Source organism: Anaerobacterium chartisolvens, assembly GCF_003337415.1.
GTDB lineage: Bacteria > Bacillota > Clostridia > Acetivibrionales > DSM-27016 > Anaerobacterium > Anaerobacterium chartisolvens.
Genome location: NZ_QPJT01000008.1, coordinates 122,193 through 148,326, shown reverse-complemented (window position 1 = coordinate 148,326; position 26,134 = coordinate 122,193). Strand labels below are relative to the sequence as shown.

Genomic DNA, 26,134 nt, shown 5'->3' with positions numbered 1-26,134 from the left:
TCTATATATTAAAATTATTATAAAATAATATTTATATCCGTTAAAAGGGAAAAGCATATGAAAAATGGCTGTATAGAGAATGAGGCAGAAACTATATTAAAAAAATCCATTAAAAATATAAAAGGGGTGGGCGAATCAAGAGCCCGTCTTTTCAGTAAGCTTAATGTTTATACTATTGAGGATGCAATAACGCATTACCCCAGAGAATACGAGGACAGGGCAAGGCTCAAGAAAATAGCCGAGCTGGAGGATGGCGAAACATGCTCCGTTAAAGGCATTATAATGTCAAGGGTTTCGGAAAGCCACGTAAGAAGAGGGTTATCACTGTATAAGGCTGTTATAAAGGACGAGACAGGTACAATAACAGGGGTGTGGTATAACCAGAGCTATATTAAAAGGGTTTTTGAGACTGGAAGTGAATATGTTTTTTTCGGGACTGTAAGAAAAAATTATCGAAGCCTTGAAATACATAATCCGGTTTATGACAAGACAGGCTGTGACGACATGAAAAACACCTGCAGAATTGTTCCTGTATATCCTTCCACCTCCGCACTGGCGCAAAATACCATACGCACGGTGGTTGACAATGCACTGAAGCTGGTTGAAGGCAGGCTGGAGGATATAATCCCCAATGCTCTGAGAGAGAGGTATAAGCTCAGTGAAATAAATTATTCAATAAAAAACATTCACTTTCCTGCTACCGAGCAGGATTTTAAAAATGCAAGATACAGGCTGGTTTTTGAGGAACTGCTTCTGCTGCAGATAGGGCTTTTAAGCATAAAAAGCTCCTTTGAAGCTCATAAGAAGGGCATTGAGTTCTGCAAGGAGGCGGGTATACAAAGGTTTATTGACGGGCTTCCCTTCCGTCTCACCGATGCGCAGCAAAGGGTATTGTGCGAGGTAGAGAAGGATATGGAGAGCTGTTTTGTAATGAACAGGCTGATACAAGGGGATGTGGGCTCAGGCAAAACCATTATTGCCGTGCTTGCGCTGCTTAAGGCCGTAAACAGCGGGTATCAGGGTGCTTTTATGGTGCCTACCGAAATACTGGCGGAGCAGCATTTTGATTCCCTTAAGAGCTTTTTTGAGATGTCGGGGGTAAGAGTCGATATATTGACAGGAAGCCGCACCAAAAAGCAAAAGAGTAAAATACTTGAGAATATAAAAGAAGGAAATACCGATATATTAATAGGTACACATGCTCTGATAGAAGAAAATGTAGAGTTTCAAAAGCTGGGACTCGTAATAACGGATGAACAGCACCGCTTTGGTGTCAGGCAGAGAGCGATTTTGTCCCGTAAGGGCAGCAGCCCCGATGTGCTTGTTATGACTGCCACGCCAATTCCAAGGACTCTGGCGCTTATATTATACGGAGACTTGGATATATCTGTAATTGACCAACTCCCGCCGGAAAGGAAGCCTATTAAGACATATTGTGTTGATAATGGGATGAGGGGACGGATTAATGAGTTTATAAGAAAAAAGGTCATGGAGGGAAGGCAGGTTTATATTGTTTGTCCTCTGGTGGAGGATTCGGACACAGTAAATGCCGAGTCGGCCTCGGGATTGGCGGAAAGAATAGCTAAAAAGGACTTCAATGACTTAAGTGTAGGGCTTATTCATGGAAGAATGCGGTCTAAGGAAAAGGAAGATGTAATGAGGAGGTTTGTTCAGGGGGAAATAAGCATACTTGTTTCTACCACAGTCATAGAGGTTGGTGTAAATGTTCCTAATGCTACGGTAATGGTTGTTGAAAATGCTGAAATGTTCGGACTGGCGCAGCTTCACCAGCTTAGAGGAAGGGTTGGAAGAGGGGCCTGCCAGTCGTATTGTGTTTTATACAACAACGGAAAAAGCCAGGTGGCGGATGAGAGAATGAAGATTATGGCAAGCTCCAATGACGGCTTTTTAATATCGGAAAAGGATTTGGAGCTAAGAGGGCCGGGAGAATTTTTCGGTACCAGGCAGCATGGAATACCCGATTTAAAAATTGCCAACCTGTACAGGGACATGGATATATTAAGGCTGGCGCAGCAGGCGGCATTTGCCCTGCTTAAGGAGGACAGGCTGCTTTCCTCGCATCAAAACGCCGGGCTGAAGCAAAAGGTTATGGAGAGGTTTAGAGATAAGGCTGACGAGCTAAGTCTGAATTAACGTGTTGACATTTGTAAAACATAATATAAAATAACAGGTATACAGTATATTCAATTGGAGGAATATTTATTTTACGGGTTATTTCAGGAACGGCAAAAGGGCATAAGCTTAAGGCACCGAGGGGTGTTTCCACGCGTCCTACGTCGGATAGGGTTAAGGAGTCGCTTTTTAATATTATTTCCCACAGTATTTATGCCTCGGAGGTATTGGATTTGTTTGCCGGAACGGGTAATCTTGGCATTGAGGCATTGAGCAGGGGAGCTGACAGTGCGGTGTTTATAGACAGGAGCCAGGAGTGCTTCAGCATAATAAATGAAAACCTCAGGCACACAAAGCTTGAGGACAAGGCTTCGGTCATGGTGGGGGATGTATTTGCATGTTTAAAAAGGCTAAGCAGTCAGGGCAGGAAATTTGACATTGTTTTTTTAGATCCTCCCTATAATAAAAATCTTATTGAAGAAACTTTAACTTTTATAGTACAAAATGATATAATTAGAGATAATAGCATAATAATAGCGGAAAGAGATATTGACGATATAATACCCCAAAGCATAGAGGCAATTAAGCTGGCAAGGGAAGAGCGATACGGCGACACCGTGCTTTCGTTTTATCGGCACGGGCATTAAAAAGATAAAAGAAAGCCTATGTTTATTTAAGGCGTATGAACGGGAAGGTTGAAGTATTTTGAGAATATGGGTATATCCGGGGAGCTTTGACCCCATTACAAACGGACATATAGATGTAATTAACAGGGCATCTAAGCTGTGCGACAAATTAATAATTGCGGTTCTTGTCAATAATAACAAGCAGCCCGCATTCTCTTTGCAGGAGAGGGTTGAGCTTATAAAATGTGTGTTTGCGGACAGGCCCGACATAGAGATTGAAAGCTTTTCAGGCTTGCTTATTAATTTCATGAAGGGGAAGAATGCAAAATGTATTATTAAGGGTTTAAGAGCGGTATCCGATTATGAATATGAGCTGCAAATGGCTCTCCTTAACAAGAATTTTGCTCCTGACATTGAAACATTATTTATGATGTCGAGCATAAATTATTCCTTTCTAAGCTCCAGCATAGTAAAGGAACTGGCTAAAAACGGTGGAAAAATTGACGGGCTTGTTCCGGAGTGCATACGGGAAGCGGTTACCCGTAAATTTCAAATAGGGTTATAATTGCTGCAATAAAACGGGGAGGAAAAGAGATGGAGATATTAACCATTTTGGAGACATTGGAGGATGTTGTTGAAAAGAGTGTTAATGTGCCTGTTGTTGGGAAATGTCTTATAGATAAGGAAGAAATTCTTGAAATAATCAAGGAGATACGGCTAAAGCTTCCGGACGACATTAAGCAGGCAAAGTGGGTTAAGGAGGAGAGGCAGAGAATTCTTCTGGAGGCTCAAAAGGAAGCAAACAATATCATAAGGGATGCTGAAAGCAAAATTTCCTCACTCGTGGATGAGCATGAAATTACAAAGAAGGCATATGAGCAGGCAAATGAGATAATTTCCAATGCTCAGAAAAATGCCCGTGAAATAAGGCTTGGTACAAGAGAGTATGCAGACAGCATATTAAACAAGCTGGAAGAGATATTGGCGGACACTATTAATGTTGTGCAGACAAACAGAGAAGAGCTGAAATAGTTAAATGCGAGATTAAAGAGGAGCTATAAATTTTTGTGGTTTATATTAAATTTGCGGTATATGGGGGATAATACTCGTACAACCGCAATGAAAGCCAAACATCCTCAGGTATGATGGGCTCGTGAGTTCCGTCCACTTCAAAATACTCTTCACTTTTTATGTTGTGACGTATGCCGTGACGAAGCTTTCCAACAACCCCTTTTCAGAGTCTTCAAGGAGCTGCTGAAGGTCGTGCCTGTTTGCGGTGGGTTTGCCGGAGATTCCGAGATCCTTGTACACCTTGTAAATATTAATATTATACAGCCGGCAATACTGGGAAAGTACCTCTATCTGTGCGGGTATGGAGTAGCCTTCCCTTGCCTGCTCCTCGGTACTAACGCGGACATATATTGTGGCTGTTTTATTAATGGGCTTGGTATTTGCCAATATAATCACTCCATATAAAAATCTATTTGTATTTTTTCAAAAATATGCATGGAAGGTAAGCTATACAAATAAAGGAGTGTTTTTGGGTCTCCCATATAGGGCTTTACCTTGCCATAAACCTGAGTTTGTCCAGAAGAAACTTAATTCACATTTTATATACCTTAATTAATAAACAGGTATATATGTAAAAAATATATAATAGATTGTCAAATGCTTCATACGAATTATATTTAAAATGATATTTAAAAGCTATTTTCCTATAATTACCGTCATAATGCCCACGCATCATTGCACTTTATACCACCTAATTGGTATAATTTACTTATATATCATTAATCAACATCGGTACAGGGGGTAGGCTATGTTTATTCCGGGTAAAATCTATAATAGAAGAAGAGATATTCATGCAATCTATGGAGGGCAACAGCAAGGTGGAATATGTACTCCGGTGAGTTACCCGATGGTAATTATATTTACTGGGGATAATGGAAATGAGTTTGGGTATAAAGACGGCTGGACCGATGACGGTATATATCAGTATACTGGCGAGGGGCAAGTATATGACATGCAGTTTATAAAAGGGAATAAGGCAATCCGTGATCATGAAGTTAATGGTAAAGACCTTTGCCTTTTTCAATACGTAAAAAGTGGAGAGGTACGTTTTATTAATTATATGGTTTATACAGGGCATCATTTAAGGCAATCCCTTGATAAAAACGGTAACATGAGGCAAGCTATAGTTTTCGAGCTTACTCCAGTATATGCATTGGACTCCCGTGAAGAAGTATATACTACTAATGACGAACCGGATTTGAGAAGCAAGTCCTTAAATGAGTTAAGAAGTCTTGCAGAGGCATCCCGTGGGGGGAGTAGAACTGTTAAAGAAAAACAGAAGGAAATTCATATAAGGAGTAGCGCTGTTAAAGAATATGCTCTGAAGCGAGCACAAGGAATATGTGAGTGCTGTGGGAAGCCGGGGCCGTTTGAAAAAGAGGATGCGAGCCGTTTCTTAGAAGTGCACCACATAAAAAGGCTTTCTGATGGCGGACCGGACAAGCCTGAATGGGTTTCGGCAATTTGTCCAAATTGCCACCGTGAAGCGCACTATGGGAAAAATAAAATTTTAGTAAAGGAAAAACTGCTTGAGGCTGTATCACTGAAGGAAAAGGAGCTAGCTGCCAGTCATCCTAAAGGTTCTCCCTGTATATCTACTACTTAAAAAATTAATATACACCATACATATAGCCATATCCCTGATGACTAAAAGTAATAGGACAAATTATGACACAAATATACTTATACAAAAGGGGAGGGGTTTGTATTGGCAGAGTTCAGCACGTCAAAGAGGATTTACACTGTTGAGGTTGATACCACGGAATGAACCCTTTTGCAACTCCTGAGATGATAAAGCTAAACAGGAGCTATAAATTTTTGTGGTTTAGATTAAATTTGCGGTATATGGGGGGTAATACCCTTACAACCGCAGTGAAAGCCAAAAGTACTGCTATAGATATAACAAGGTATTTGCAGGAACTGCCGAGGTAGTATTGCCAGGTCGGGCAGCCCAATATATCAGGAGCGCTAAATGCCGGTTCGGCCCTCATAAGGGAATGACCGGCTATTTTCATGCACGCATAGGTGTATATTCCCGAAACAATTCCCTGAACAAGCTTACCAAGCAAATATGGAACCGCACTTATGTCGGTATTGCTTATTATGCTTATAACCTGTGAGTGTACTGAAAGACCGGCCCAGCCTATAATTATGCTTGTAACTGTAAGCTGCTGCACCAATGAGGCGGATTGGGACTTGCTGGCTATATTTGCCCCTGTGGTTATTTCAAAAAAACCGCAAAGAGCGGATTTGATTATATCCTTGTCTGCTCCTAAGGGTGAAGCAATTGAATATATAATGTCTGTAAGCGTTGCTATAATACCTGTTTCCATAAGAAGGCTGATAATAACGGAAAAAAGTATAATAAACCCTCCTATTGCCAGCATACTCTGAACGGAGCTTTTTACGGCATCCCCCAACAGGCTTCCGACATTTCCTAAAGAGGTTTTGCGGATATCCTGGGTATTGGCTTTTAAGCTTTTGACGGAAGGCTTTATTTTTTTTGAACGGGACTTATCATGCCTTTTATAAAATCTGAAAGCAGCTCCTACCGTTATACATGAGAGGACATGACACAAAAGCAGGAGTATGCCTATTTGGGGCATATTGTACATTCCGACTGAAACGGCGCCCATAATGAATAAGGGTCCCGAATTATTTGTGAAGGCCAGAAGACGCTCTGCTTCAGTTTTTGTAATAAGCTCTTGCCCGCGCATGTCGGCAGTGATTTTAGCGCCTATGGGATAGCCTGATGTTATGCCCATTGCAAATGGAAAGGAGCCACAGCCGGGAACGTTAAAAATAGGGCGCATTACGGGCTCTAAAAGCGTTCCCGCAGTTTTAACAAGCCCGGTCTTGTTCAGCAGCTCAGAGCCAACAAAAAAAGGGAATAATGATGGGAATACTATATTAAGCCATAGCTCTATTCCTTTAGAGGCAGATTTAACTGCCGTATCTGAAAAAATAATGAGGCACAGCAAAAACATTACGGTTAGGGCAGGCAGAAAATAGGCTTTCAGATGCACGGCTGCTGTCTGCTTTAATCTGCATATGAGAAGAATCAGAGATATTAATAATATAATTGCAAACGCGGGATATCTCAATTTGTGCTCCTTTAAAATCGCACGCTCCTTTAAAATATGTATTATTAAAATTTGGGAATTATACGTGGACATTGTTTGACGGCTGAGAAAGGTGAAAATCCTGTAAGCCATTAGAATTAGTGGCTTACAGGATTTTATTGATTTTTAAAAAGTGCGTACTTTTTTTGAGGAATATTTTTATTAATTGCCGTACAGCGGAAGCTCGGTAACCAAGCCTAAAAGATATCTCTTTAAAATTGTGAAGTCTATCGAATTTATTGAGCCGTCAAGGTTAAGATCCGCGGCTTCGGTATCAATATTCTGACTAAGTCCCAGCAGGTAGCTTTTTAACAAAATACTGTCGGTCGAGTTGACCTGCCCGTCCCCGTTCAAATCGCCATAATTTACCGGCGCAGAGCCGCCTCCCAACGCCACTCCGTTTTTACCCAGAGGTATTTTGTGATCTAAGCCTATAAACTTGCCTTGGCTGTTTCTCCATAAAGTGGGCAATAAATAATTGTCGTATTTGTTGTCATTCCATTTAAGATCCCTTCCTCCCGGAAATGCAGTTCCTTCTCCGCGTGTAAACAATCCGCCGGTATCCGCCGAATCAATGTTTATACACCAGAAGGTGTGGTGAAGCGTGTATTTGTTTTCTATTATATAGTCTCTTATGGACCTTAAATACTTCTTGTTAAGCTCAAGAAGCTTGTCCTCGCCCTCCGTCAAGCCTCCCCATTCGCCGAGCAGCAGAGGGGATATCCCATCTTCCATGATAAACGCCCAGTTGTCTCTCCAGCACTGCTCGTATAATATATTTTTTGCCTGTTCATCGCCGGCAGTAATGAAATTGCCTTTAAACCACTCCTGCTCAAATACCATAGGGCCGTAATCATGCGGCGAATACACAAGCTGGCTCTGATATTTTCCCAATTGGATAGGGTGATCCTTTACTCCCCTTAAGTTGCCTCCCCACCAGTTGCCGAAATAATCATTGCTTCCTGTCCACGGACTTGTATCAAAGCTTTCATCATCCCACAGGCCGTCCTTAGGGTACATCTCCACACCTTCAATGAATATTAGTATGTTGGGGTGTACCTTCAATATTTCCAATGCTGTTTCCTGAGCCACTCTTTTCCAGTTGGTCGGTCTGGAGGAGTCATCCCAGATAGCGCTTTGAGACAATATCTTCAACGTTCCGGCGTTTGTGTGAGGCTCATTTTTAAGGTCAAAACCTATAATGGTATCATCATTTTTATAATAGTTGGCAGCCCATACCCAGGCGGCTTTAAATATATCCTCCGTTATGTTCCCGTTGACCCAGAGCGGCGCGGTATGCCCCATATTATCCGTTTCTGCGCTATGTACATCAAGTATAACCTTTATTCCTACCCTTTTAAAGTTTTCCAGCATAAAGCTAAACAATTCAAAGCTGTTTAATCCCTCCAAAGCTGCGTTATTATAGCTTGTATCTGTTGAGGGCGGGTATTGACCCCTGCTCCATGCATACAATAAATCCGTCGCAATAGGCAACCTGACTACGTTTATACCCTTGTCGGCAACAATTTCTATGTCCGCTATTATGTTACTGTGATACGAATCTAAAAGCATTCTCTCCCTGCAATTGAATCCAAACCAGTTGGCACCTGTCAACCATACCTTATTTCCGTATTTGTCGACAATATTAGTGCCTTCCACATGAAGCCAATCGTCATCGGTTGGAGCAACAACCGATCCTTCTGCAAATATTTGCATACCGGATGTCATTAATAACGCAACAACCATTACTAATGAAAAAGATAAAGTAATAAGCCTTTTCATCTCATCTTCCTCCAAAATTAACTTTTTAACATTAAAACAAAACCATGCAAACAGCATTTTTATTTAAGGGATTATAATGTGATTGGATTTAACTGCTTCAAAATGGTGGGAAAAATTAGTGGTAATTTTATTATTTCTTCATTCTTAAATAAGCACAATTGATAAATCTATTGCCAAATACATTGGACTTTTATATAAGCTTAACAGGTCACCTCCATAAAATACCAGCTTGCCCACAGGCAACCAGCCGACAGCCTTTTTATTAATAATATCATATAATTGACATAAATGCAATAAATTAAGCTGCAATTAACGTTAAAAGAGGCATTATAAGTCGGAAAATTATTTATTTTATAGAAAACGGGAGAAAAATTATCTATTTTAACAAATTCTTTATATAAATTGTATAAGACTGACAAAAAAATTATTGACATTTTTTGCATTTATAATAAAATATTATTGCCGTTATAAAAAAATATAGGCAGGTCGCTTTAAGGTCTGTTAAACGGTTTAGTGTACAAAAAAGCCTCCTTTATAAATATATTCGTATATATAAGGGAGGGCTTTTCTTTAAATAATAACAAACTTTGTATTTTATAAATCTCTATTCTAAAAATTTTATTTTTAATCCTATATGCCGGTTATATTCCTCCTGACTTATTTTTCCCTCGTCTTTAAGCTGTGTCAAAAGCCTAAGTACAATTTCACAGCACTTTGTAAGCTCACATTTTATATCCATAAATTCATCACCCAATATAAGTATACATCAAGAATAATGAAAAAAATGTTGAATTTTGTTGGTAATAAGTGTATTTTTAGTATAAAGTTCTCGAAAAAGAATATATTTTTTATGAGTTTGTTGTCGCAGGCAGATACAATCATATCTCGTGAGGGTTAAAGCTGAGAGATGCCAGCAGACGGCCGGTATTTCCTTCAAAATTATAAAAAAGAGGCCTGTTCATATTGTCCATAACAAGCAGATATGGGTTTCCGCTTGCGGGAATTAAAACAAATATTTCTTTTACAGGATCTGTGTCATAATCGTTTAACCATTGATTCTCTACCGTTATGGGCTTTTTTAAAGGAATTTTTATTATATACCCCTTATCGGGTAATGCATTGGCCTTTACATACATGCCAGTTATTCTGAGCAGATAGCCTTTGGCCTCATTTTCTATAAAAGAATTGGAACTGACCTTTTTAATTACCTGTCCTTTGGAGATGTCAAATATTTCAACTGTTTTATAGGAGGACGGTGAAAAGCCGGTTAACAGAGAAGAAGACATATAATATTGCTCAATATGGTTTGAAATAAAAAGCAGTGATTTGTATTTGCTTGTGAGCCGTAAATTCTGTGCATAGCCGTATATATTAAATCCTACAGACACTGCAAGGATAATACAGATGATAAACTTAAGAGGTTTTTTTCTTATTCCGATAATAATCATATATTACTCACCAAATTTAATGTATGCGCGAGCACGGCTGTTTATTATATATTTCCCAAATTTTAAAAGCCGGGAACTTTTGGGTGGCGGAAATAGTCAAAGAATTTATGTGCAAATTGCTTTATTTAAAAAAATATCGAAAATATAACCAAGGCTTCTTTCCTTAAATTATTTTTTGGTATAAAATTAAAATGCAACCTATTATATATTTAATAACATGCAGATAAATTCAGCATTTAAGCCTTAAGGGCGCTTGTTATATATCTAATCGGTAATTTGACGGATGGATGTGGTGGATAGATGAACAGAAGATTTGTAAGGATTATAGCTCTTGTGACTTTGTTGGTTTTTTTTATAACATCATTGGGATTAATAGGACTTAGCTTTTTTATGGAGCGGTAGGTTATATCTGAATTAAATTTTTATTAACATTATTCAAGAAATACTTACAAACATATAAAAAACAGGGTATAATTTTATTAAGGTAAAATACCGTAAGGAGTGGATTTGAGCACTTCGCTTCCGGCAAGCTCTTGCTTTGGCAAACTCTTGCTTTAGCAAATGATCAACTGCCTGATTTTACATTTAAGCATACGAGGGTGTGAGGCTTTGAGTGAATTATTTAACCAGTTTAAATTAAATGAGATTGTAAACTTTTTTGCTGCATATATAGGGTTCAGCGGTCCTATTGATTTAATCAGGGCTATTGTCGATATAAGCATAGTGGCCTATGTTGTGTATACCATAGTAAAGCTGGTGAAGGAGACACGTGCGTGGCAGCTTATAAAGGGTATTCTTATTATTTTAGTAATATCATATGTCAGCGGCTTTTTAGGCCTTAGAACCGTTAAGTTTTTATTTGATAACTCTATACAGCTAATCAGTATAGCTATTGTGGTTTTGTTTCAGCCGGAGCTGAGAAGGGTGTTAGAACAGCTTGGGCGCAGCAACATTGTCAGCTTTTTTGGCTTTGATGACGGAAACAATATAATAAAGACTACGGCGGTAATAGAAGAAATTGTTAAGGCGGCGGGGGAAATGTCAAGAACGTCCACCGGCGCTATTATTGTCATAGAAAAGGACACAAAAATAGGTGAGATAATAAACACGGGGACTCAGTTGGATTCAAATGTTTCGGCGGAGCTTCTTATCAATATTTTTACTCCCAATACTCCGCTGCATGACGGTGCGGTAATAATAAGAAACAATAAGATAAAATCCGCCGCGTGCTTTTTGCCGTTAACGGATAATCCTAATCTTAGCAAGGAGCTTGGCACGAGGCATAGGGCGGCTCTTGGAATAACCGAGGTATCGGATTCCATTACCGTGGTGGTTTCTGAGGAAACCGGCAAAATTTCCTTTGCGCTTGCAGGAGGGCTGACCAGAAACCTGACTACAGATACCTTGAGAAAAGCTCTTAATAAGAATCTTTTAGAGAGAGATACTCCTAATAGGAAGCTTGCTTTGTGGAAGGTGAAGCCTAAATGAATGAATTATTAAAAAAAGATATCATTATAAAAATATTATCGGTAGTGTTTGCAATAGTGCTGTGGTTTGTTATAAACCCCATACAGACAAGAACTATCTCTGTTTACCTCACTGTAAAAAATGAGGATACGCTTAAGAATAAAAACCTTATTCTTAAAAACAAGAATTATAGCCGTACTGTGGAGGTCGTAATAAGGGGGAACAACGAGAAGATCAAGAATGTGACAAGGGATGATTTTGAAGCTTCTATTGATTTTAGCAAGATAACCTCTGTATACGACACCGAGCTGAAGATTGACGGGCCTAAATACATAGGCAAGGAGGACGGCATTATTATAAAGGATGTTTTGCAGACTTCCGTTCAAGTGGAGCTGCAAAGGCTTGAAAAGGATGCTTTTGTTGTGGAGGGAGTGATTTCGGGCTCTCCTAAGCCGGGGTACAAGGTTGTATATACCGACGTTTCTCCAAACAGCATTGTACTTCAGGGAGCCGATGCTTTAATAAAATCCGCGGCTTCAATAAAAACCGTTATAGATGTAAGCAATATAGACAGGGATATAGTGCAGAAAAAGCAGCCGTGCAAGGTATACGATATTAACGGCAAGGAGATTCTCGAGCTGAGTCAGGATCTTTATGTTGACGTAACGGTGCATGTTGGAAAAGAGGTTGCCGTTACTGCCGCGATAAAGGGAAGCCCCGCTATTAACTATGTTGTAGGGGAAATAAAAACAACTCCTGAAAAGCTGCTCATAACAGGCTCTCCAGAAGTGCTGTCCAAGATAAATGAGCTTAAGACATCCCCCGTAGATATAGACGGTGCATCGAAAAATATAGAAGAGGTATCCTCCATAGTGTTTCCGACGGGGGTTAAGGCGATAGATGCGCAAATAAAGGAAGTTACCGTCAATGTTGGGATACAGCAGTCCTACAGCAAGGAAATCACTATACCCAAAAGCGATATCAGCATAATAAATAAGCTGGATGATTCCTTCACATATGAAATAAAAGACGACAGTATTACTGTAAAGCTGTGGGGTCCTGAGCCGGCGCTAAATTTAGTAAGTATAGACAGCCTAAACCCGTTTATTGACGCCTCCGGCTTTACCGAGGGAGCCCATAGGGCCACGCTGAAGGTCAGACTCCCTTATGACGCAAGGCTGGATAGGGATTATTATGTTAATATCAGTATAAGTAAAATTGCCGATACAAATGCCGAAACGGAGCAAAATGTTGAAAGCACGGAGTAAGATATATCAAAATGCACGGAGGTAACTGTTAACTGTGAAGTTTATTATTGACAATATAAGGCAGTCGATTGATGAGGATGTGGCTTCATTAAAGACTTTGGCCGCTATAAAGCTTGGTATTTCGCCCGATGAGGTTAAGGGCTTCAAAATAGCTAAGGAGTCGGTGGATGCGAGGCGCAAGCACAGCATCGCCATTGTTTATTCGGTAATAGTAGAAACGGACGCTGTTTTGAAAACTCCCAATAACCGCGACATAAGAATTTTGGAGCAGAAGAAGGAAGAGGCTTTAATTTATGGAGATAAACGGATGAGTAACAGACCTGTGATAGTGGGTACAGGGCCGGCCGGATTATTTGCCGGCCTTGTTTTAGCCCAAAACGGGTATTGTCCTGTGCTTATTGAGCGTGGGGAGTGCGTGGAAAAGAGGACTGAAATAGTTTCACGCTACTGGGAAGGCGGGAATCTCGATACCGAAACCAATGTGCAGTTTGGAGAGGGCGGCGCCGGAACCTTTTCCGACGGGAAGCTTACTACCAGAATTAATGACGCAAGATGTGACACGGTTCTTGAGGAGCTTTACAAATCGGGAGCGGGGGAGGAAATTCTCTATAAATCAAAGCCTCATATAGGCACTGATGTCTTAAAAAGGGTGGTCGCCGACATGAGAAGAAGAATTATCGGCCTTGGAGGCGAGGTTCGGTTCAAGGCAAAAATGACATCGTTAAAGCATGACGGCGCCAAGGTCAGCAGTGTAGTTATCAATGAATGTGAGGATTTGCCGGCTGATGTTGTCGTACTGGCTATAGGGCACAGCGCGAGGGATACTTACGACGAGCTTCTTAGAAGCGGTATTGATTTTGAACAAAAGCCTTTTTCGATAGGAGTACGAATAGAGCATCCTCAGGACATGATAAACCATGCACAGTATGGGAAGGCTGCGTCGAATGCGAGGCTTGGGGCGGCTGATTATCAGCTTTTCTATAAGACGGGAGGCCGGACGGTGTACTCTTTTTGTATGTGCCCCGGAGGGCTGGTGGTGGCGGCGGCCTCGGAGCCTGATTCAATTGTTACAAATGGAATGAGTGAGCTTGCGAGGGACAGGGAAAACGCAAACAGTGCACTTGTGGTATCTGTGGGGCCGGGGGATTTTGGAGGCGCGCACCCTCTTGCCGGGGTGGAATTCCAGCGACAATGGGAGAGGCTGGCCTTTATCCATGGAGGCAAAAACAGCTCGGCTCCGGCACAAAGGCTTGAGGATTTTATAAATGGAAGAAGGGGAAAAAAATGGGGAGCTGTGAGGCCCAGCTATACCGGCAGGGTGCAAATGTCCGATTTGAACTTATGCCTTCCTCTATTTGTGACTGATGCCATGAAACGCTCCATAGGCTATTTTGACGACAGGCTAAAGGGCTTTGGAATGGGAGATGCAATTCTTACGGGTGTTGAGACAAGGACATCCTCACCGGTGAGAATACCAAGGAATGAAGCCTTGCAGACCCCGCGAGTCATGGGAATATACCCTGCGGGAGAAGGTGTCGGGTATGCGGGAGGAATTGTAAGTGCGGCGGTAGACGGAATAAGAGTGGCCCAACAGATTATGACAACCTACAGACCCATACAGAAATGATAGCCGGGACGGGAAATAAATATAATAGAAATATATGCGGAAGTTATAACTATTTATTAAAAATATAGAACATACAGGGGGATCAATATATAATGAAAAGGCTTTTTGGAACGGATGGGGTAAGAGGAGTTGCAAACATAGAGCTTACAGCCGAGCTGGCATACAAATTAGGCCGTGCGGGCGCGTACATATTAACCTCGGAAATAAAGCACAACGCTAAAATACTTGTGGGAACCGATACAAGACTGTCGTGCGACATGCTTGAATCGGCGCTTGTCGCGGGAATTTGCTCGGTCGGAGCCGAGGCAATTTGCCTGGGTGTGGTGCCGACTCCCGCTGTGGCATACCTCACAAGGCTGTATAATGCTGATGCAGGTGTGGTGATATCAGCATCTCATAACCCGTATGAATTTAACGGTATAAAGTTCTTTGACAGCAAGGGCTACAAGCTGCCTGATGCCACAGAGGATAAAATTGAGGCGGTCATTGCAAACGGCTGTGCCGAGGTTCCAAAGCCGTCTGGGAAGGAAGTAGGCTTTAGAAGCGTTAAGCAAAATGCTCTCGGAGACTATTCGGCGTATGTGAAAAGTACCCTTGAGGTTGACTTAAAGGGCTTGAAAATTGCAATGGACTGTTCAAACGGGGCGGCGTACAGGGTGGCTCCTCAGACAATGGAGGAGCTTGGGGCGCAGCTTTTTGTGATAAATAATGTCCCTGACGGCATAAACATAAACAAGGACTGCGGATCGACTCACCTTTCGGGGCTGCAAAAGCTTGTAAGGGAGACGGGAGCCGATATAGGCATTGCCTTCGACGGGGATGCCGACCGTATGCTTGCCATAGACGAAAAGGGAAATGTTATTGACGGTGACCGTATAATGGCGGTTATAGGACTTGAGCTGAAGAGAAGGGGCAGGCTTGCCAAGGACACAATTGTAGCCACTGTAATGAGTAACCTCGGGTTTGATATAATGGCCAAGAAAGAGGGGCTGAATATAGTAAAGACCGGTGTTGGGGACAGGTATGTGCTTGAAGAGATGTTAAACAGCGGGTATGTGCTTGGAGGGGAGCAGTCGGGGCATATTATCTTTTTAGAGCATAACAGCACCGGGGACGGACTTCTCACGGCATTGCAGCTTTTGCAGGTGGTAAAGACCTCCGGCAAAAAGCCTTCGGAGCTTGCGAGCATTATGGAGGTGCTGCCGCAGGTGCTGAAGAATGCTAGGGTTAAGAACGACAATAAAAACAGGTATTTGGACGATGAGGTAATAGCGCTTATGTGCAGCAGCCTTGAAAAGGAATTTGACGGTGAGGGAAGGGTTCTTATAAGGCCGTCGGGCACTGAGCCGTTAGTCAGGGTAATGATAGAGGGAAAGGATCAGAGCTATATAACGGGCAGAGCTGCCGAGCTTGCGAGGGTTATTGAGGAAAGGCTGGGATAGGCGGGTTTTTCAGACGCCGCAAATATGTTTGACAATTCTTTAATGTTATGAATATACTTAACTAGGCGGATATTTTTAATATAATACGCCGTAGCCTTAATGAAGGGGGGTGATTTTAAAAGCAGGGTTGATATGGATGCCGTGAGAGGAGGGCAAAATTTTGGCAGAGGCATCGTAAAAAAGCGCCAGAACGAGGCATAGGGCTTCGTTGACGAGGAGAAGGAGGCTGCTTTAAAAAAGCAGGTTATCGAGATTTCGGCGGAAACCTTCCGGCTGATCACAGTCGCAGGAACCTTGCAAAAACTGCGGGCAACCGCAAAACAAACCGGGTTCTTAAGTGATTTAATCCTGTCTGACACATTTTCAAAAATTTAAATTTTATTTTATTATGAAGGGCTTTAAGTCTATTGCCTTAATTAAGGTTTGCATTTTGCGGCCTGAATGTGAGGGTTTTTATGCTGTGTGCAACAACAGTATTATTTCTTTTCGTTTTTTAAGCTTTATTAAGTGTCGTTAAAACTAAAATATAAGGAGAGGTCTAAGCTATGTGCGGAATAGTTGGATATATAGGGGATAAGGATGTAGTACCCGTACTCATTAACGGGTTAAAGAAGCTGGAATACAGGGGGTATGATTCTGCGGGTGTGGCACTGTTCGGACGGGACTCGCTTAAGGTGGTAAAGTGCAAGGGAAGGCTTGCGGCACTGGAGGAGAAAGTGAACGGAGATATGCCTGAGGGCTATATAGGGATAGGGCATACGAGGTGGGCAACCCACGGAGAGCCCAATGATGTGAATTCACATCCTCACATAAGCCAATCGGGGAATATTGCGGTGGTTCACAACGGGATCATAGAAAACTACATGAAGCTGAAGGAGTTTCTTATATCAAAGGGCTATGAATTTGTGTCGGAGACCGACACTGAGGTTGTGGCGCATCTTGTGGAATACCATTATAAGGGCGATCTTGTGCAGGCCGTTATGGAATCCGTTAATGAGCTGGAGGGCTCGTATGCTCTGGGGGTAATATGCAGAGACTGTCAGGATAAGTTTGTAGCGGCAAGAAAGGACAGTCCTCTTATAGTGGGGCTTGGAAACGGGGAAAACTTCATAGCCTCGGATATACCTGCGATACTTGAGCATACAAGGGACATATACATACTTGAGGATAAGGAAATAGTGTCGCTGACTAAGGATGAGGTAAGCATTTTCAATATCCACGGGGCAGAGGTAAAAAAGGAGATATTCCATGTGGATTGGGATGTGGCGTGTGCTGAAAAAGCGGGCTACGAGCATTTCATGATGAAGGAGATGTGTGAGGAGCCGAAGGTTGTGAGGGACACGATAAATCCCAGAATAGAGGGCTTCGGAGTTAATCTTGGGAACACAGGGATTACTGCGGAGGCGTTAAAGGACATTGACAAAATAAACATAGTTGCCTGCGGCACGGCGAGCCATGCGGGGATTGTGGGGAAGTACATCATTGAGAAGCTGGCGAGAATCCCTGTGGAGGTGGATGTGGCTTCGGAGTTCAGGTACAGGGAACCCATCATAAGCAGAAGAAACCTTGTAATTATAATAAGCCAGTCAGGGGAGACTATTGATACTCTTTTCGCGCTCAGGGAGGCCAAAAAAAGAGGTGCCAGAACTCTGGCGGTTGTAAATGTGGTGGGAAGCTCTATTGCCAGAGAGGCGGATGACGTGCTGTACACATGGGCGGGACCGGAGATAGCGGTGGCCTCGACAAAGGCTTATAATACCCAGCTTGCGGCAATGTATCTTATTGCGCTTGATTTGGCCTGCAAGAAGGGGAGCATTGACAGTGAGACAGCAAAGGGCATCATAGATTCGTTAAAGGCGGCGCCCGATGCAATAGAGGAGGTGCTGGGCAACTGTGAGGCAATACAGAAATTCGCCTCACAGCACTACAATGCAAAGAGCATCTTCTTTATAGGCAGGGGGCTGGACTATGCACTTTCCATGGAGGGATCTCTCAAGCTGAAGGAGATCTCATATATACACTCGGAGGCATATGCCGGAGGCGAGCTGAAGCATGGCACAATAGCGCTTATTGAAAAGGGGACGCTGGTTGTGTGCTCAATGACGCAGAAGGGGCTGCTTGAAAAGATGATAAGCAACATCAAGGAAGTCAAGGCAAGGGGTGCGGTGGTTATGGCAATAACCCAGCAAAGCAATGAGGAGGTTTGGAAGGCGGCGGATATTGTTATAGAAATACCCGATATCGACTCCATCATAGCGCCTATTGTCGCCATAACGCCAATGCAGCTTTTTGCCTATTACATGGCGCTGCAAAAGGGTTGCGATGTGGATAAGCCGAGGAATTTGGCAAAGAGTGTGACTGTGGAGTAGGTCGGGGGAGAAATATTTACAACAGCGGATAAAGCGGGGAGGGCATTGAATGGAATTGGGAAGCATGAATCAATACATAAGGAGTGTGGAGCTGCACCGGGAAAGCATTTCTTCTTTTGACCGATATCCTTTTTGCCTTCCTGCTGTCCGTAATTTAGATAATTTAAGCCTGCATCCCAATGTGACGTTTATTGTCGGGGAAAACGGAACGGGAAAGTCGACCATTCTGGAGGCGATTGCCGTGGCCTACGGATTTAACCCTGAAGGCGGAACAAAAAACTTCAACTTCTCATCAATGGATACGCATTCTGACTTATATGGCTGTATAAATCTCGTTAAGGGAGTCAAAAAGCCGAGGGACGGATTTTTTCTCAGGGCGGAGAGCCTGTATAATGTGGCTACCAATATTGAAGAGCTGGATAAGGGGGAGCGGGGGCCGAGAATTATTAATTCCTATGGAGGCCGCTCCTTGCACGAGCAGTCTCACGGGGAGTCCTTTCTGGCGATTTTCATGAACAGGTTTGGGGGGAAAGGGGTCTATATACTGGATGAGCCGGAGGCGGCCTTGTCACCTTCGAGGCAGATGTCAATGATTAGCAGGATGCACGAGCTGGTAGGGCGGGAATCCCAATTTATCATAGCAACTCACTCACCCATTATCATGGCATATCCCAATTCGATTATTTACGAAATCAAGGAGGATATACAGGCTGTGAAGTATGAGGAGACGGAGCATTATCAGATTATGAAGGCTTTTTTGAGCAATACGCAGGGGATGCTGGATATATTAATGGAGTGAAGGGAATGGGGAAGGGACGCCAGGCTGTGTGAAAACTATTTTGAATGAAATTGTAAAGCTTTGTCCTTGCATAAAAACAGCGGAGGAATCTTGGGGACGGATTCTTATGCTTCCGTAGCGCAGCGTAGGACTGAAAGGAAAGCAGAAGAACCGTACCCCATGATGCCGCAGCGGTGGCAAGCTGCAATTTTCCAAACAATTTTAGGGTTTTCACACAGTCTGACGCTTCTGTTTATTGAAGCATTCCCGATCCATTAATTCAAATAGGATAGGTTTAAGGCAGGCTGAAGGGCGGCTTCTTTTTGGCTGTGTGCGGAACAGGCAGAGTCGGAAAACTGTGGAAAAAACAGGAGTGTCCCCACCAATTAAACCACAACATAGTGTTGTTTTAAGCAAAAAATGGGCAAAAATTAGGCTGAAAAATGGCCGTTTTTTGCTCTGGTTTTTAGGGAAAAATACATCTGATAGGTGAAGCATATTTATATATTCTCAAGCTAAACTCTACGGAGCGTTTATTGAATTATAGTCCGTCTGCGATTATTCTTAATACAGGGAGGTGAACAACATGGATTGCAACAAAGTTGGAAAGCTGATACTTAGTTTGCGTAAAGAGAATAGAATGACACAAAAGCAGCTTGCTGACGCTATGAACATTAGCGACAAGGCCATCTCAAAATGGGAGCGTGGATTGGGATGCCCTGATGTATCCTTGCTCCGTGAACTCTCCGAGATCTTAGACGTAAATATCGAAAGAATATTATTGGGAAATTTAGAACCTAATGATGCAGACGGAGGAAATATGAAGAAAGTAAAATTCTATGTGTGTTCTAACTGCGGAAATACACTGACTGCCACTGGGGAAGCGGAAGTTTCTTGTTGTGGGCGAAAACTTATGCCACTTGTCCCAAATCTGGCTGATGAAATTCACAAATTAACGGTAGAAGAAGTAGAGAATGATTTTTATGTAACCTTTACGCATGAGATGAGCAAGACACATTATATTAGTTTTATAGCCTATGTTACTTGTGACAGAGCACTTTTAATTAAACTATACCCAGAACAAACCGGTGAAGTGCGTTTTCCAAAGATGTATGGCAGAAAAATTTATTACTGTTGTAACCAACATGGATTGTGGGTGAATGGATAATGGATAAATCAAAAATTTTTCATATTATTGATACTCAGACTTGGCCTATGGCACAATCGTTTTATTATTATACTCAAATGGCTCCAACTACCTACACTGTCAACGTGACAATTGATGTTACGATTCTTCGAAAAACATTGAAAAGTAAAGGATATAAATTCTTTCCTGCATACCTTTATTTAGTAACTAAAGCTATTAGTAAGCAGCAGGAGCTGCGTATAGCTTTGCAGGATGGTGTACTTGGATATTGGGATTACCTTACTCCTGCATACCCTCAATTTCACGAGGACGATAAGACAACGTCATTGCTTTGGACAGAATACGATGAACACTTTGAGGCGTTTTACAGACATTATATTGAAGATACTGCACAACATGGCAATAGCCATGGAATTCTATCGTCCAAAGGAGTGCCACTGCCTAATGCGTATATTATTTCGTGTATTCCTTGGTTTACTTTCAACAGTTTCTCATTACACAATCACGGAATAAAGGATTATTATGTTCCAAGTTTTGAAGCAGGCGGTTTTACGGAAGTGAATGGAAAGATTACAATGCCTCTTTCCGTTACAGTCCACCATGCAACAACAGATGGTTACCACTTAAAAGTGTTTTTTGATGAATTGCAAAGGATGATGAATCATCCTAATGAGTGGCTGTAAGATTATGAGGTATCCCTAAACAATAGGGAAATCCAGAGGCATTGAGATGAAAAAACTTGATACCTCTGTTTTCATATACAGAGAGGTAGGGACGGCCCTGCTTATTGAAGCGTTTTCTGCTTCTTTTTCGTTGTGCGCGGAGCAGGCAGAGCCGGAAAACTGTGGGAAAAGCAGGGGTGTCCCCATCTCATGTTCAAAATATTTTTTAGTGCTAATTTCGCTATATTTTAAAACATGACATAGTGCTGTCATATTCGTTTTGATAAAATTGAAAGCGGGAGTTGATAAATATGTCTGATAAACTTGATTACAAAAAAGAATTTAAAGACCTTTATATGCCGAAGAATAAGCCGTCATTAATTGATGTACCACCTATGAATTTTATTTTGATAAACGGTAAAGGAAGCCCACAACAAGAAGAATATCAAAACGCTATATCTATTTTGTATGCTCTGTCATTTACAATCAAAATGAGTAAAATGAGCGGAAACCAACCTCAAGGTTATTTTGAATATGTCGTTCCACCTCTTGAAGGTTTATGGTGGTGTGAAAACGGTGGATTTGACTTTGAAAAACGAGATATATGGCGTTGGACTTCGATGATGAGGCAACCAGAATTTGTCACTATGGAAGTGTTTAAGTGGGCTTTTGATGAATGCAAAAAGAAAAAACCTGAACTTGATATAAGTCGAGCAAGGTTTGAGCAATTTACAGAAGACTTATGTGTTCAGATGATGCATACAGGTCCTTATTCAGACGAGCCGAAATCAATAGAAATGATGGGAAAATTTGTGGAAGAGAGTAATTTAGTTGATGTAACTGGTATTGACCGAAAGCATCATGAAATATACTTATCTGACCCACGAAAAACAGCACCAGAAAAGTTAAGAACTGTTTTGAGGCATCCAGTGGAAAAGCGTATAGATATGGGTAGATATGGGGACGCACCTGTTTATTGAAGCGTTTTCAATCCATTAATTCTCAAACAGGATAGGTTTAAGGCAGGATGAAGGTTGGCTTTTTTAGCTATGTGCGGAGTAGGCAGAACAGGAAAACTGTGGAAAAAGCAGGAGCGTCCCCCTAAAGAAAGTATACAAAGTTGAACCTACCGTTTTCCTTTAATTGAATAATCTTAACGGATATATCTAAAGAAATCTTCTTCAAGTTGAAACGTAATTCCAGTAATTGGATTTACTGTATAAAATAATATTTCTCTTGAAACTTCAACTTCATAATGATAGTAATAATCATTAATAAACCAGGACTTGAGAGGAGTAGTCGGTATTAGTTTATAGTTTGTAGAAATAAAAGTTATCTCATCACTACTTATTTCATTTTGGACAATAACCTTTCCACCTTCGTAAGTAGTAGATGGTAAATTAAAAATAAATAGAAATGGGATTAAAACTAATAACACAGTAAAACCTATAAATTTCCATTTTCCGAACTCTTTTATAAACACAAAAAAAAGCAATAGAAGAATAATTGCAATATCAAACAACCACGTTTTTATCACTCCGTAGAATAATGAGTCTACTAGGTGAATTACTACTAACTCAACAAAAAAAATTACAGGTAATAGTTTTGCTAATTTTTTATTTCTCATAATGTACCTCCATTTGAATATATCTACATATTAAATTATACTACAAATTATCCTTAGGAGTGTAAAGATTTCCGTGTATTAGAATTGATGTAAAGGTGGGGACGCACCTGTTTATTGCAGTATTCTCAATCCATTAATTCGAATAGGATAGGTTTAAGGAAGGCTGAAGGTCTGCTTCTTTTTCGTTGTGCGCGGAGCAGGCAAAGCCGAAAAACTGTGGAAAAAGCAGGAGCGTCCTCGAGTTTTCACAGAGCGGACGGGACAAAAGCCGCACGGCTTTTACCGTTAAAGGTAATTGCCGTGGGGCGATTTTTAGCGAAGCGGGGCTATTGTCAAATCCGTTTGCTTTCATAAGGCTTTGGGTTGTCGGTTTGTCCTAACAGATAGTCTATACTGACGTTGTGAAATTTTGATAGCTTAATCAGTACTGCGCTGGGTATATCCAAATCTCCGCTTTCATAACGGGAATAGGTAGCTTGTGTAATATTCAAAAGCTCCGCCATTTGCTGTTGTGTCAAATCTTTATCTTCCCGCAAATTCCTGACTTTTTGATACATGTCGATCACCTAAAACAATTTTACTTTATGCGAAAATTGCATATTGACTTTTATGCAATTTTCGTATAAATTTATTTTGAGGTGAATGCTATGAGTTTATTCAATGAAGTATTGTATAAGAAGTATTGTATAAAAATATAAAAAAGAACATTCCCAAAATTGAAAAATATCTTACAGAAGCAGATTTAGCAGAGTTTTTAAATACACCACAGGGGGACTTAAAAAAATATAACGTTGGTTTTGGCACAATGATTCGACTAAAGCTGTTAACTCCAAAAAGCGCTCTCTTTAAAAAGTTTTCTCAGTATGGTTTTAATGATAAGGATGAAATATCCTTAGAAATCATAAAAGAGTTTCATAAATGTAAAGATGGGGACGCTGGGGACAGTCCTCAAAAATAGCGATTATCGAGATATGGAATAAGTATTGCTGAAACCAGAGATACGCAGGAGTATTTCCAAGTAACCATGCCTTCATACTCAACGGTTCCTTATGGACTTAAAGGTACGGAGAGCATATTTTAGATGGAGGGGGGACACTCCTGTTAGGAAGAGTCGGTCCCCGGGTTTTTTGATAAAGCTATAGATACGGAATTTGGTATTTAATCATATCTGCTTATTGACGTCAATTATTTCCTTATGGTATATTAATAAAGGAATATTGAAGCCACGAAGGCTTCAGCCAGTAAAAGCATTAACACCATTATAAAGACAAGACACGAAGGTATTATATTTGAGTAGAAATAGCTCTTTTGATGGTTTTTATTTTTGAAATTCTGCCATGAAGGTAAGCCGGATGAACCGGCACTTTCATGGCTTATTTATTTTATATAATTTTTAAGGGGGATTTTCGGATGCGAAACAAATCAGTAAAGGAAATTGTTATGTCAGGTCTTTTTATTGCTATGGGGATACTATTACCTATAGTTTTTCATGCCTTTGGTATGGGATCCACATTCCTGCCCATGCACATCCCGGTATTGCTCGCAGGGTTTATTGTCAGTCTACCCTTCGCTATTGCCGCAGCGGTTGCCACACCTGTTTTGAGTTCATTGCTCACAGGAATGCCTCCCGCTTTTCCGGTTTTGCTCTATATGGTGTTTGAGCTTGCTGCTTATGGAGCTGTTGCAAATTTGCTATATAGAAAGTTAAAGCTCAATGCATATATAGCCTTGATAGGAAGCATGATCGCAGGAAGAATTGTGTGCGGTGCTATTGTCTGGATACTCGCAACCTTCTTTATGGTACAGTTGCCGGCTCCTGTTTTGTTCATTATTGGAAGCATTACCAAAAGCATTCCCGGAATTGTCATTCAGCTTATACTCATTCCACCATTAATACTCATACTGGCAAAGAATAACCTGATTACGAGGGAGGGTCTTACAAGTGAATCATAAGGAGTTCTTCAACTCTATGGCGGAAAAATGGGATACCATCTGCAATCACGATGAAAATAAAATCAACGAAATTATGGATTTAGTTAATATACAGAAAGCTTCAAAAATTCTTGATGTCGGAACAGGAACGGGTGTTATGATCCCTTTCCTTCTTTCAAGAATCGGAGACACAGGCGAAATTACTGCTGTAGATATTTCGGATAAAATGATTGAGGCAGCTAAAAACAAATTCAATTCTCCAAATGTGCATTTCACCGTTGGTGATGTTTTTTCGCTAAGCCTTCCGGCAGAGCATTTTGATATAGTGATGTGCTACTCCGTATTTCCTCATCTTGAATATAAGGTTACTGCGGCAGAAAAGCTGGGCAGGTTTTTAAAGCCTGGAGGAAAGATTGTAATCTGCCACTCCCAGAGCAGGGACGAAATAAACAACCTCCATAAAAGCGCATCACAGGAAGTGTCCGGGGACTATCTGCCTGATGCCTCTACAATTAAAGGCTATTTCTTAAGCTCAGGGTTTAATACCGTTGTTGAGGCTGATAATGAAAGAATGTTCCTGTTAGCTGGTCAAAAGGCCTAATGGAAGGGTAGTGGTGGTGTAAGGGGACAGCCCTCAAAAATAGCGATTATCGAAATGTCCCCCGTTTTCCAAACCCTCCACGCGCTTGACACTATGACGATATGCAAGGGAGTGTATCAGTCTATTATATCAGCTTAAGCCATATTTCCATGTTTGTGGTTTCAGGCGAATGGCTCGCATATCTTTCAGCACAAAACGCCTCAGTTTGCAGTTTGTGATTTGGCAGCCATGTGTTGTAGATATATTGCTGTGCTTTATAAAGAGCATCCATGACGAGACCCTCGAAGTTCTCAGCTTCAAAGGAACAAACAATATACCTTCCTGGCGGCAGTTCCCAATTCATAAAACCGCTGGGGATTTCTACAGGACTGGACTTTGCACCCGCAAAATAGCTAAAATACCCTTCCTTTAAACATGGATATGCCACACCAATTTCTTCATTATCCTCAGCAAGACCAAGTACTGTTTGTTTCTGCTCATGAAAGTTTTGCCAAAGAGCGTTAAGGGGGTCAACCCCTGATTCAATTCCCAGTCCGTTTACAAACTGGACCGGCATATCCTTTTTAATGCCGGTAAAATAGACCGGCTCCGTAATTTCCTGCCTGTTTACTTCTAAAACTATACCATCGGTGATTAGAGGAACTCCTTCGTCAATCAGAGTGTAGTGAAGCAAGAGCTCAGGCTTTGTCATGCGGTTAAGTGCTTGTGGGCTTTTACGGTACTCATTCGGCGTAACCCCAAAGGTATCTTTAAAGGTACGGGAAAAGTGTTCATGAGATGAAAATCCAAGATCCAATGCGATATCCAAAATGCGCTTGTCCTTTTGGAGTACTGCCTCAGTTGCCTTTGCCATACGACGGAGTTTTATATACTCGGCAACCGGTTTTTTTACCAGTCGGCTAAACAGCCGCTGATAGTAAAAGGGTGACAAAGAAGCCATTTTTGAAAGGCTTTCGATGTTAATTTCATCATCCAAATGATGCTCAATAAATTCTATTGTTTGTTGTATTTGTTCCCATGCGTGCATGTATA

At 41.3% G+C, this 26,134-nt stretch carries 26 protein-coding genes; 18 read left to right on the top strand and 8 right to left on the bottom strand.

Annotated elements, in window-relative coordinates:
• Positions 1-57: 57 nt before the first annotated feature.
• Genes recG through DFR58_RS08840 form a run of 4 tightly spaced genes read left to right on the top strand, consistent with a single transcriptional unit; the run spans position 58 to position 3,791 of the window.
• The gene (gene recG / locus DFR58_RS08855) at positions 58-2,154 is read left to right on the top strand and encodes an ATP-dependent DNA helicase RecG (protein ID WP_114297473.1); all 2,097 of its coding nucleotides are present in this window, start codon (positions 58-60) and stop codon (positions 2,152-2,154) included.
• 53 nt (positions 2,155-2,207) lie between these two features.
• Positions 2,208-2,780, top strand: coding sequence for a 16S rRNA (guanine(966)-N(2))-methyltransferase RsmD (gene rsmD / locus DFR58_RS08850; protein WP_341457394.1), 573 nt, complete (start codon positions 2,208-2,210; stop codon positions 2,778-2,780).
• Positions 2,781-2,838: 58 nt separating this feature from the next.
• Complete coding sequence (gene coaD / locus DFR58_RS08845) at positions 2,839-3,324, top strand: pantetheine-phosphate adenylyltransferase (RefSeq protein WP_114297471.1); 486 nt, start codon at positions 2,839-2,841, stop codon at positions 3,322-3,324.
• Between the two features lie 29 nt (positions 3,325-3,353).
• Positions 3,354-3,791, top strand: a complete 438-nt coding sequence (locus tag DFR58_RS08840; protein WP_114297470.1) for an ATPase — start codon at positions 3,354-3,356, stop codon at positions 3,789-3,791.
• A gap of 156 nt (positions 3,792-3,947) precedes the next feature.
• Here DFR58_RS08840 and DFR58_RS08835 read toward each other — a convergent pair whose 3' ends face one another.
• Positions 3,948-4,217, bottom strand: a complete 270-nt coding sequence (locus tag DFR58_RS08835; protein ID WP_170138094.1) for a recombinase family protein — start codon at positions 4,215-4,217, stop codon at positions 3,948-3,950.
• Positions 4,218-4,578: 361 nt separating this feature from the next.
• Between DFR58_RS08835 and DFR58_RS08830 the strand changes: the two genes are divergently transcribed.
• On the top strand, positions 4,579-5,436 hold the full coding sequence (locus DFR58_RS08830) for an HNH endonuclease (protein WP_114297468.1): 858 nt from the start codon (positions 4,579-4,581) through the stop codon (positions 5,434-5,436).
• 202 nt (positions 5,437-5,638) lie between these two features.
• On the opposite strand, the gene ylbJ is transcribed toward DFR58_RS08830, so the two are convergent.
• The 4 genes from ylbJ to DFR58_RS08815 all read right to left on the bottom strand — a co-directional run bounded on the left by ylbJ (position 5,639) and on the right by DFR58_RS08815 (position 10,182).
• Entirely contained in the window at positions 5,639-6,817 is a 1,179-nt protein-coding gene (ylbJ, locus tag DFR58_RS08825; RefSeq protein ID WP_114297504.1) for a sporulation integral membrane protein YlbJ, read from the bottom strand.
• 297 nt (positions 6,818-7,114) lie between these two features.
• Complete coding sequence (locus DFR58_RS08820; protein ID WP_114297467.1) at positions 7,115-8,734, bottom strand: cellulase family glycosylhydrolase; 1,620 nt, start codon at positions 8,732-8,734, stop codon at positions 7,115-7,117.
• Between the two features lie 604 nt (positions 8,735-9,338).
• A complete protein-coding gene (locus tag DFR58_RS22485; RefSeq protein ID WP_278278803.1) occupies positions 9,339-9,473 on the bottom strand; it encodes a hypothetical protein in 135 nt (44 codons plus the stop codon).
• Between the two features lie 139 nt (positions 9,474-9,612).
• The gene (locus DFR58_RS08815) at positions 9,613-10,182 is read right to left on the bottom strand and encodes a hypothetical protein (protein ID WP_114297466.1); all 570 of its coding nucleotides are present in this window, start codon (positions 10,180-10,182) and stop codon (positions 9,613-9,615) included.
• A 609-nt stretch (positions 10,183-10,791) separates the two neighbouring features.
• On the opposite strand from DFR58_RS08815, the gene cdaA reads away from it, so the two are divergent.
• The 10 genes from cdaA to DFR58_RS08765 all read left to right on the top strand — a co-directional run bounded on the left by cdaA (position 10,792) and on the right by DFR58_RS08765 (position 21,922).
• Complete coding sequence (gene cdaA, locus DFR58_RS08810; protein ID WP_479722733.1) at positions 10,792-11,670, top strand: diadenylate cyclase CdaA; 879 nt, start codon at positions 10,792-10,794, stop codon at positions 11,668-11,670.
• Positions 11,667-12,917 carry a CdaR family protein gene (locus tag DFR58_RS08805; RefSeq protein WP_114297464.1) on the top strand — a complete coding sequence of 417 codons (1,251 nt, stop codon included), beginning with the start codon at positions 11,667-11,669 and terminating at the stop codon, positions 12,915-12,917. The genes cdaA and DFR58_RS08805 overlap by 4 nt, the downstream gene beginning before the upstream one ends.
• A 34-nt stretch (positions 12,918-12,951) precedes the next feature.
• Positions 12,952-14,544: an NAD(P)/FAD-dependent oxidoreductase gene (locus tag DFR58_RS08800; protein ID WP_114297463.1), complete on the top strand. Its 1,593-nt coding sequence runs from the start codon at positions 12,952-12,954 to the stop codon at positions 14,542-14,544.
• Between the two features lie 92 nt (positions 14,545-14,636).
• Entirely contained in the window at positions 14,637-15,986 is a 1,350-nt protein-coding gene (gene glmM, locus DFR58_RS08795; protein WP_114297462.1) for a phosphoglucosamine mutase, read from the top strand.
• Between the two features lie 545 nt (positions 15,987-16,531).
• The gene (gene glmS, locus DFR58_RS08790; protein ID WP_114297461.1) at positions 16,532-18,355 is read left to right on the top strand and encodes a glutamine--fructose-6-phosphate transaminase (isomerizing); all 1,824 of its coding nucleotides are present in this window, start codon (positions 16,532-16,534) and stop codon (positions 18,353-18,355) included.
• A 49-nt stretch (positions 18,356-18,404) separates the two neighbouring features.
• Positions 18,405-19,154, top strand: a complete 750-nt coding sequence (locus DFR58_RS08785; RefSeq protein WP_114297460.1) for an AAA family ATPase — start codon at positions 18,405-18,407, stop codon at positions 19,152-19,154.
• 565 nt (positions 19,155-19,719) lie between these two features.
• Positions 19,720-20,301, top strand: coding sequence for a helix-turn-helix domain-containing protein (locus tag DFR58_RS08780; RefSeq protein ID WP_114297459.1), 582 nt, complete (start codon positions 19,720-19,722; stop codon positions 20,299-20,301).
• Positions 20,301-20,963, top strand: a complete 663-nt coding sequence (locus tag DFR58_RS08775) for a CatA-like O-acetyltransferase (protein ID WP_114297458.1) — start codon at positions 20,301-20,303, stop codon at positions 20,961-20,963. The genes DFR58_RS08780 and DFR58_RS08775 overlap by 1 nt, the downstream gene beginning before the upstream one ends.
• A 46-nt stretch (positions 20,964-21,009) precedes the next feature.
• The gene (locus tag DFR58_RS08770; protein ID WP_114297457.1) at positions 21,010-21,201 is read left to right on the top strand and encodes a hypothetical protein; all 192 of its coding nucleotides are present in this window, start codon (positions 21,010-21,012) and stop codon (positions 21,199-21,201) included.
• Between the two features lie 52 nt (positions 21,202-21,253).
• A complete protein-coding gene (locus DFR58_RS08765; protein WP_114297455.1) occupies positions 21,254-21,922 on the top strand; it encodes a GyrI-like domain-containing protein in 669 nt (222 codons plus the stop codon).
• 173 nt (positions 21,923-22,095) lie between these two features.
• On the opposite strand, the gene DFR58_RS08760 is transcribed toward DFR58_RS08765, so the two are convergent.
• The gene (locus DFR58_RS08760) at positions 22,096-22,569 is read right to left on the bottom strand and encodes a hypothetical protein (protein WP_114297454.1); all 474 of its coding nucleotides are present in this window, start codon (positions 22,567-22,569) and stop codon (positions 22,096-22,098) included.
• 332 nt (positions 22,570-22,901) lie between these two features.
• Positions 22,902-23,126 (bottom strand): helix-turn-helix domain-containing protein, encoded by a 225-nt coding sequence (locus DFR58_RS08755; RefSeq protein ID WP_114297453.1) that lies wholly within the window; start codon positions 23,124-23,126, stop codon positions 22,902-22,904.
• Between the two features lie 125 nt (positions 23,127-23,251).
• Between DFR58_RS08755 and DFR58_RS08750 the strand changes: the two genes are divergently transcribed.
• The 3 genes from DFR58_RS08750 to DFR58_RS08740 all read left to right on the top strand — a co-directional run bounded on the left by DFR58_RS08750 (position 23,252) and on the right by DFR58_RS08740 (position 25,102).
• Positions 23,252-23,527, top strand: a complete 276-nt coding sequence (locus DFR58_RS08750; protein WP_114297452.1) for a DUF6794 domain-containing protein — start codon at positions 23,252-23,254, stop codon at positions 23,525-23,527.
• Between the two features lie 452 nt (positions 23,528-23,979).
• Positions 23,980-24,522 carry an ECF transporter S component gene (locus DFR58_RS08745; protein WP_114297451.1) on the top strand — a complete coding sequence of 181 codons (543 nt, stop codon included), beginning with the start codon at positions 23,980-23,982 and terminating at the stop codon, positions 24,520-24,522.
• On the top strand, positions 24,512-25,102 hold the full coding sequence (locus DFR58_RS08740; RefSeq protein ID WP_114297449.1) for a class I SAM-dependent methyltransferase: 591 nt from the start codon (positions 24,512-24,514) through the stop codon (positions 25,100-25,102). The genes DFR58_RS08745 and DFR58_RS08740 overlap by 11 nt, the downstream gene beginning before the upstream one ends.
• A gap of 124 nt (positions 25,103-25,226) precedes the next feature.
• Here the strand turns inward: DFR58_RS08740 and DFR58_RS08735 are convergent, their stop codons facing one another.
• Positions 25,227-26,129, bottom strand: coding sequence for an AraC family transcriptional regulator (locus tag DFR58_RS08735; RefSeq protein ID WP_114297448.1), 903 nt, complete (start codon positions 26,127-26,129; stop codon positions 25,227-25,229).
• Positions 26,130-26,134 lie beyond the last annotated feature (5 nt).

What these genes read in the sequence shown, in the direction of transcription:
- recG (WP_114297473.1), top strand. Translation starts at nt 58, where the DNA reads ATGAAAAATGGCTGTATAGAGAATGAGGCAGAAACTATATTAAAAAAA.
- DFR58_RS08785 (WP_114297460.1), top strand. Translation starts at nt 18,405, where the DNA reads ATGGAATTGGGAAGCATGAATCAATACATAAGGAGTGTGGAGCTGCAC.
- glmM (WP_114297462.1), top strand. Translation starts at nt 14,637, where the DNA reads ATGAAAAGGCTTTTTGGAACGGATGGGGTAAGAGGAGTTGCAAACATA.
- DFR58_RS08755 (WP_114297453.1), bottom strand. Translation starts at nt 23,126, where the DNA reads ATGTATCAAAAAGTCAGGAATTTGCGGGAAGATAAAGATTTGACACAA.
- DFR58_RS08765 (WP_114297455.1), top strand. Translation starts at nt 21,254, where the DNA reads ATGTCTGATAAACTTGATTACAAAAAAGAATTTAAAGACCTTTATATG.
- DFR58_RS08840 (WP_114297470.1), top strand. Translation starts at nt 3,354, where the DNA reads ATGGAGATATTAACCATTTTGGAGACATTGGAGGATGTTGTTGAAAAG.
- DFR58_RS08815 (WP_114297466.1), bottom strand. Translation starts at nt 10,182, where the DNA reads ATGATTATTATCGGAATAAGAAAAAAACCTCTTAAGTTTATCATCTGT.
- DFR58_RS08820 (WP_114297467.1), bottom strand. Translation starts at nt 8,734, where the DNA reads ATGAAAAGGCTTATTACTTTATCTTTTTCATTAGTAATGGTTGTTGCG.
- DFR58_RS08775 (WP_114297458.1), top strand. Translation starts at nt 20,301, where the DNA reads ATGGATAAATCAAAAATTTTTCATATTATTGATACTCAGACTTGGCCT.
- DFR58_RS08830 (WP_114297468.1), top strand. Translation starts at nt 4,579, where the DNA reads ATGTTTATTCCGGGTAAAATCTATAATAGAAGAAGAGATATTCATGCA.
- DFR58_RS08745 (WP_114297451.1), top strand. Translation starts at nt 23,980, where the DNA reads ATGCGAAACAAATCAGTAAAGGAAATTGTTATGTCAGGTCTTTTTATT.
- DFR58_RS08780 (WP_114297459.1), top strand. Translation starts at nt 19,720, where the DNA reads ATGGATTGCAACAAAGTTGGAAAGCTGATACTTAGTTTGCGTAAAGAG.
- DFR58_RS08770 (WP_114297457.1), top strand. Translation starts at nt 21,010, where the DNA reads ATGAAAAAACTTGATACCTCTGTTTTCATATACAGAGAGGTAGGGACG.
- glmS (WP_114297461.1), top strand. Translation starts at nt 16,532, where the DNA reads ATGTGCGGAATAGTTGGATATATAGGGGATAAGGATGTAGTACCCGTA.
- DFR58_RS08805 (WP_114297464.1), top strand. Translation starts at nt 11,667, where the DNA reads ATGAATGAATTATTAAAAAAAGATATCATTATAAAAATATTATCGGTA.
- DFR58_RS22485 (WP_278278803.1), bottom strand. Translation starts at nt 9,473, where the DNA reads ATGGATATAAAATGTGAGCTTACAAAGTGCTGTGAAATTGTACTTAGG.
- DFR58_RS08735 (WP_114297448.1), bottom strand. Translation starts at nt 26,129, where the DNA reads ATGCACGCATGGGAACAAATACAACAAACAATAGAATTTATTGAGCAT.
- DFR58_RS08760 (WP_114297454.1), bottom strand. Translation starts at nt 22,569, where the DNA reads ATGAGAAATAAAAAATTAGCAAAACTATTACCTGTAATTTTTTTTGTT.
- ylbJ (WP_114297504.1), bottom strand. Translation starts at nt 6,817, where the DNA reads ATGTTTTTGCTGTGCCTCATTATTTTTTCAGATACGGCAGTTAAATCT.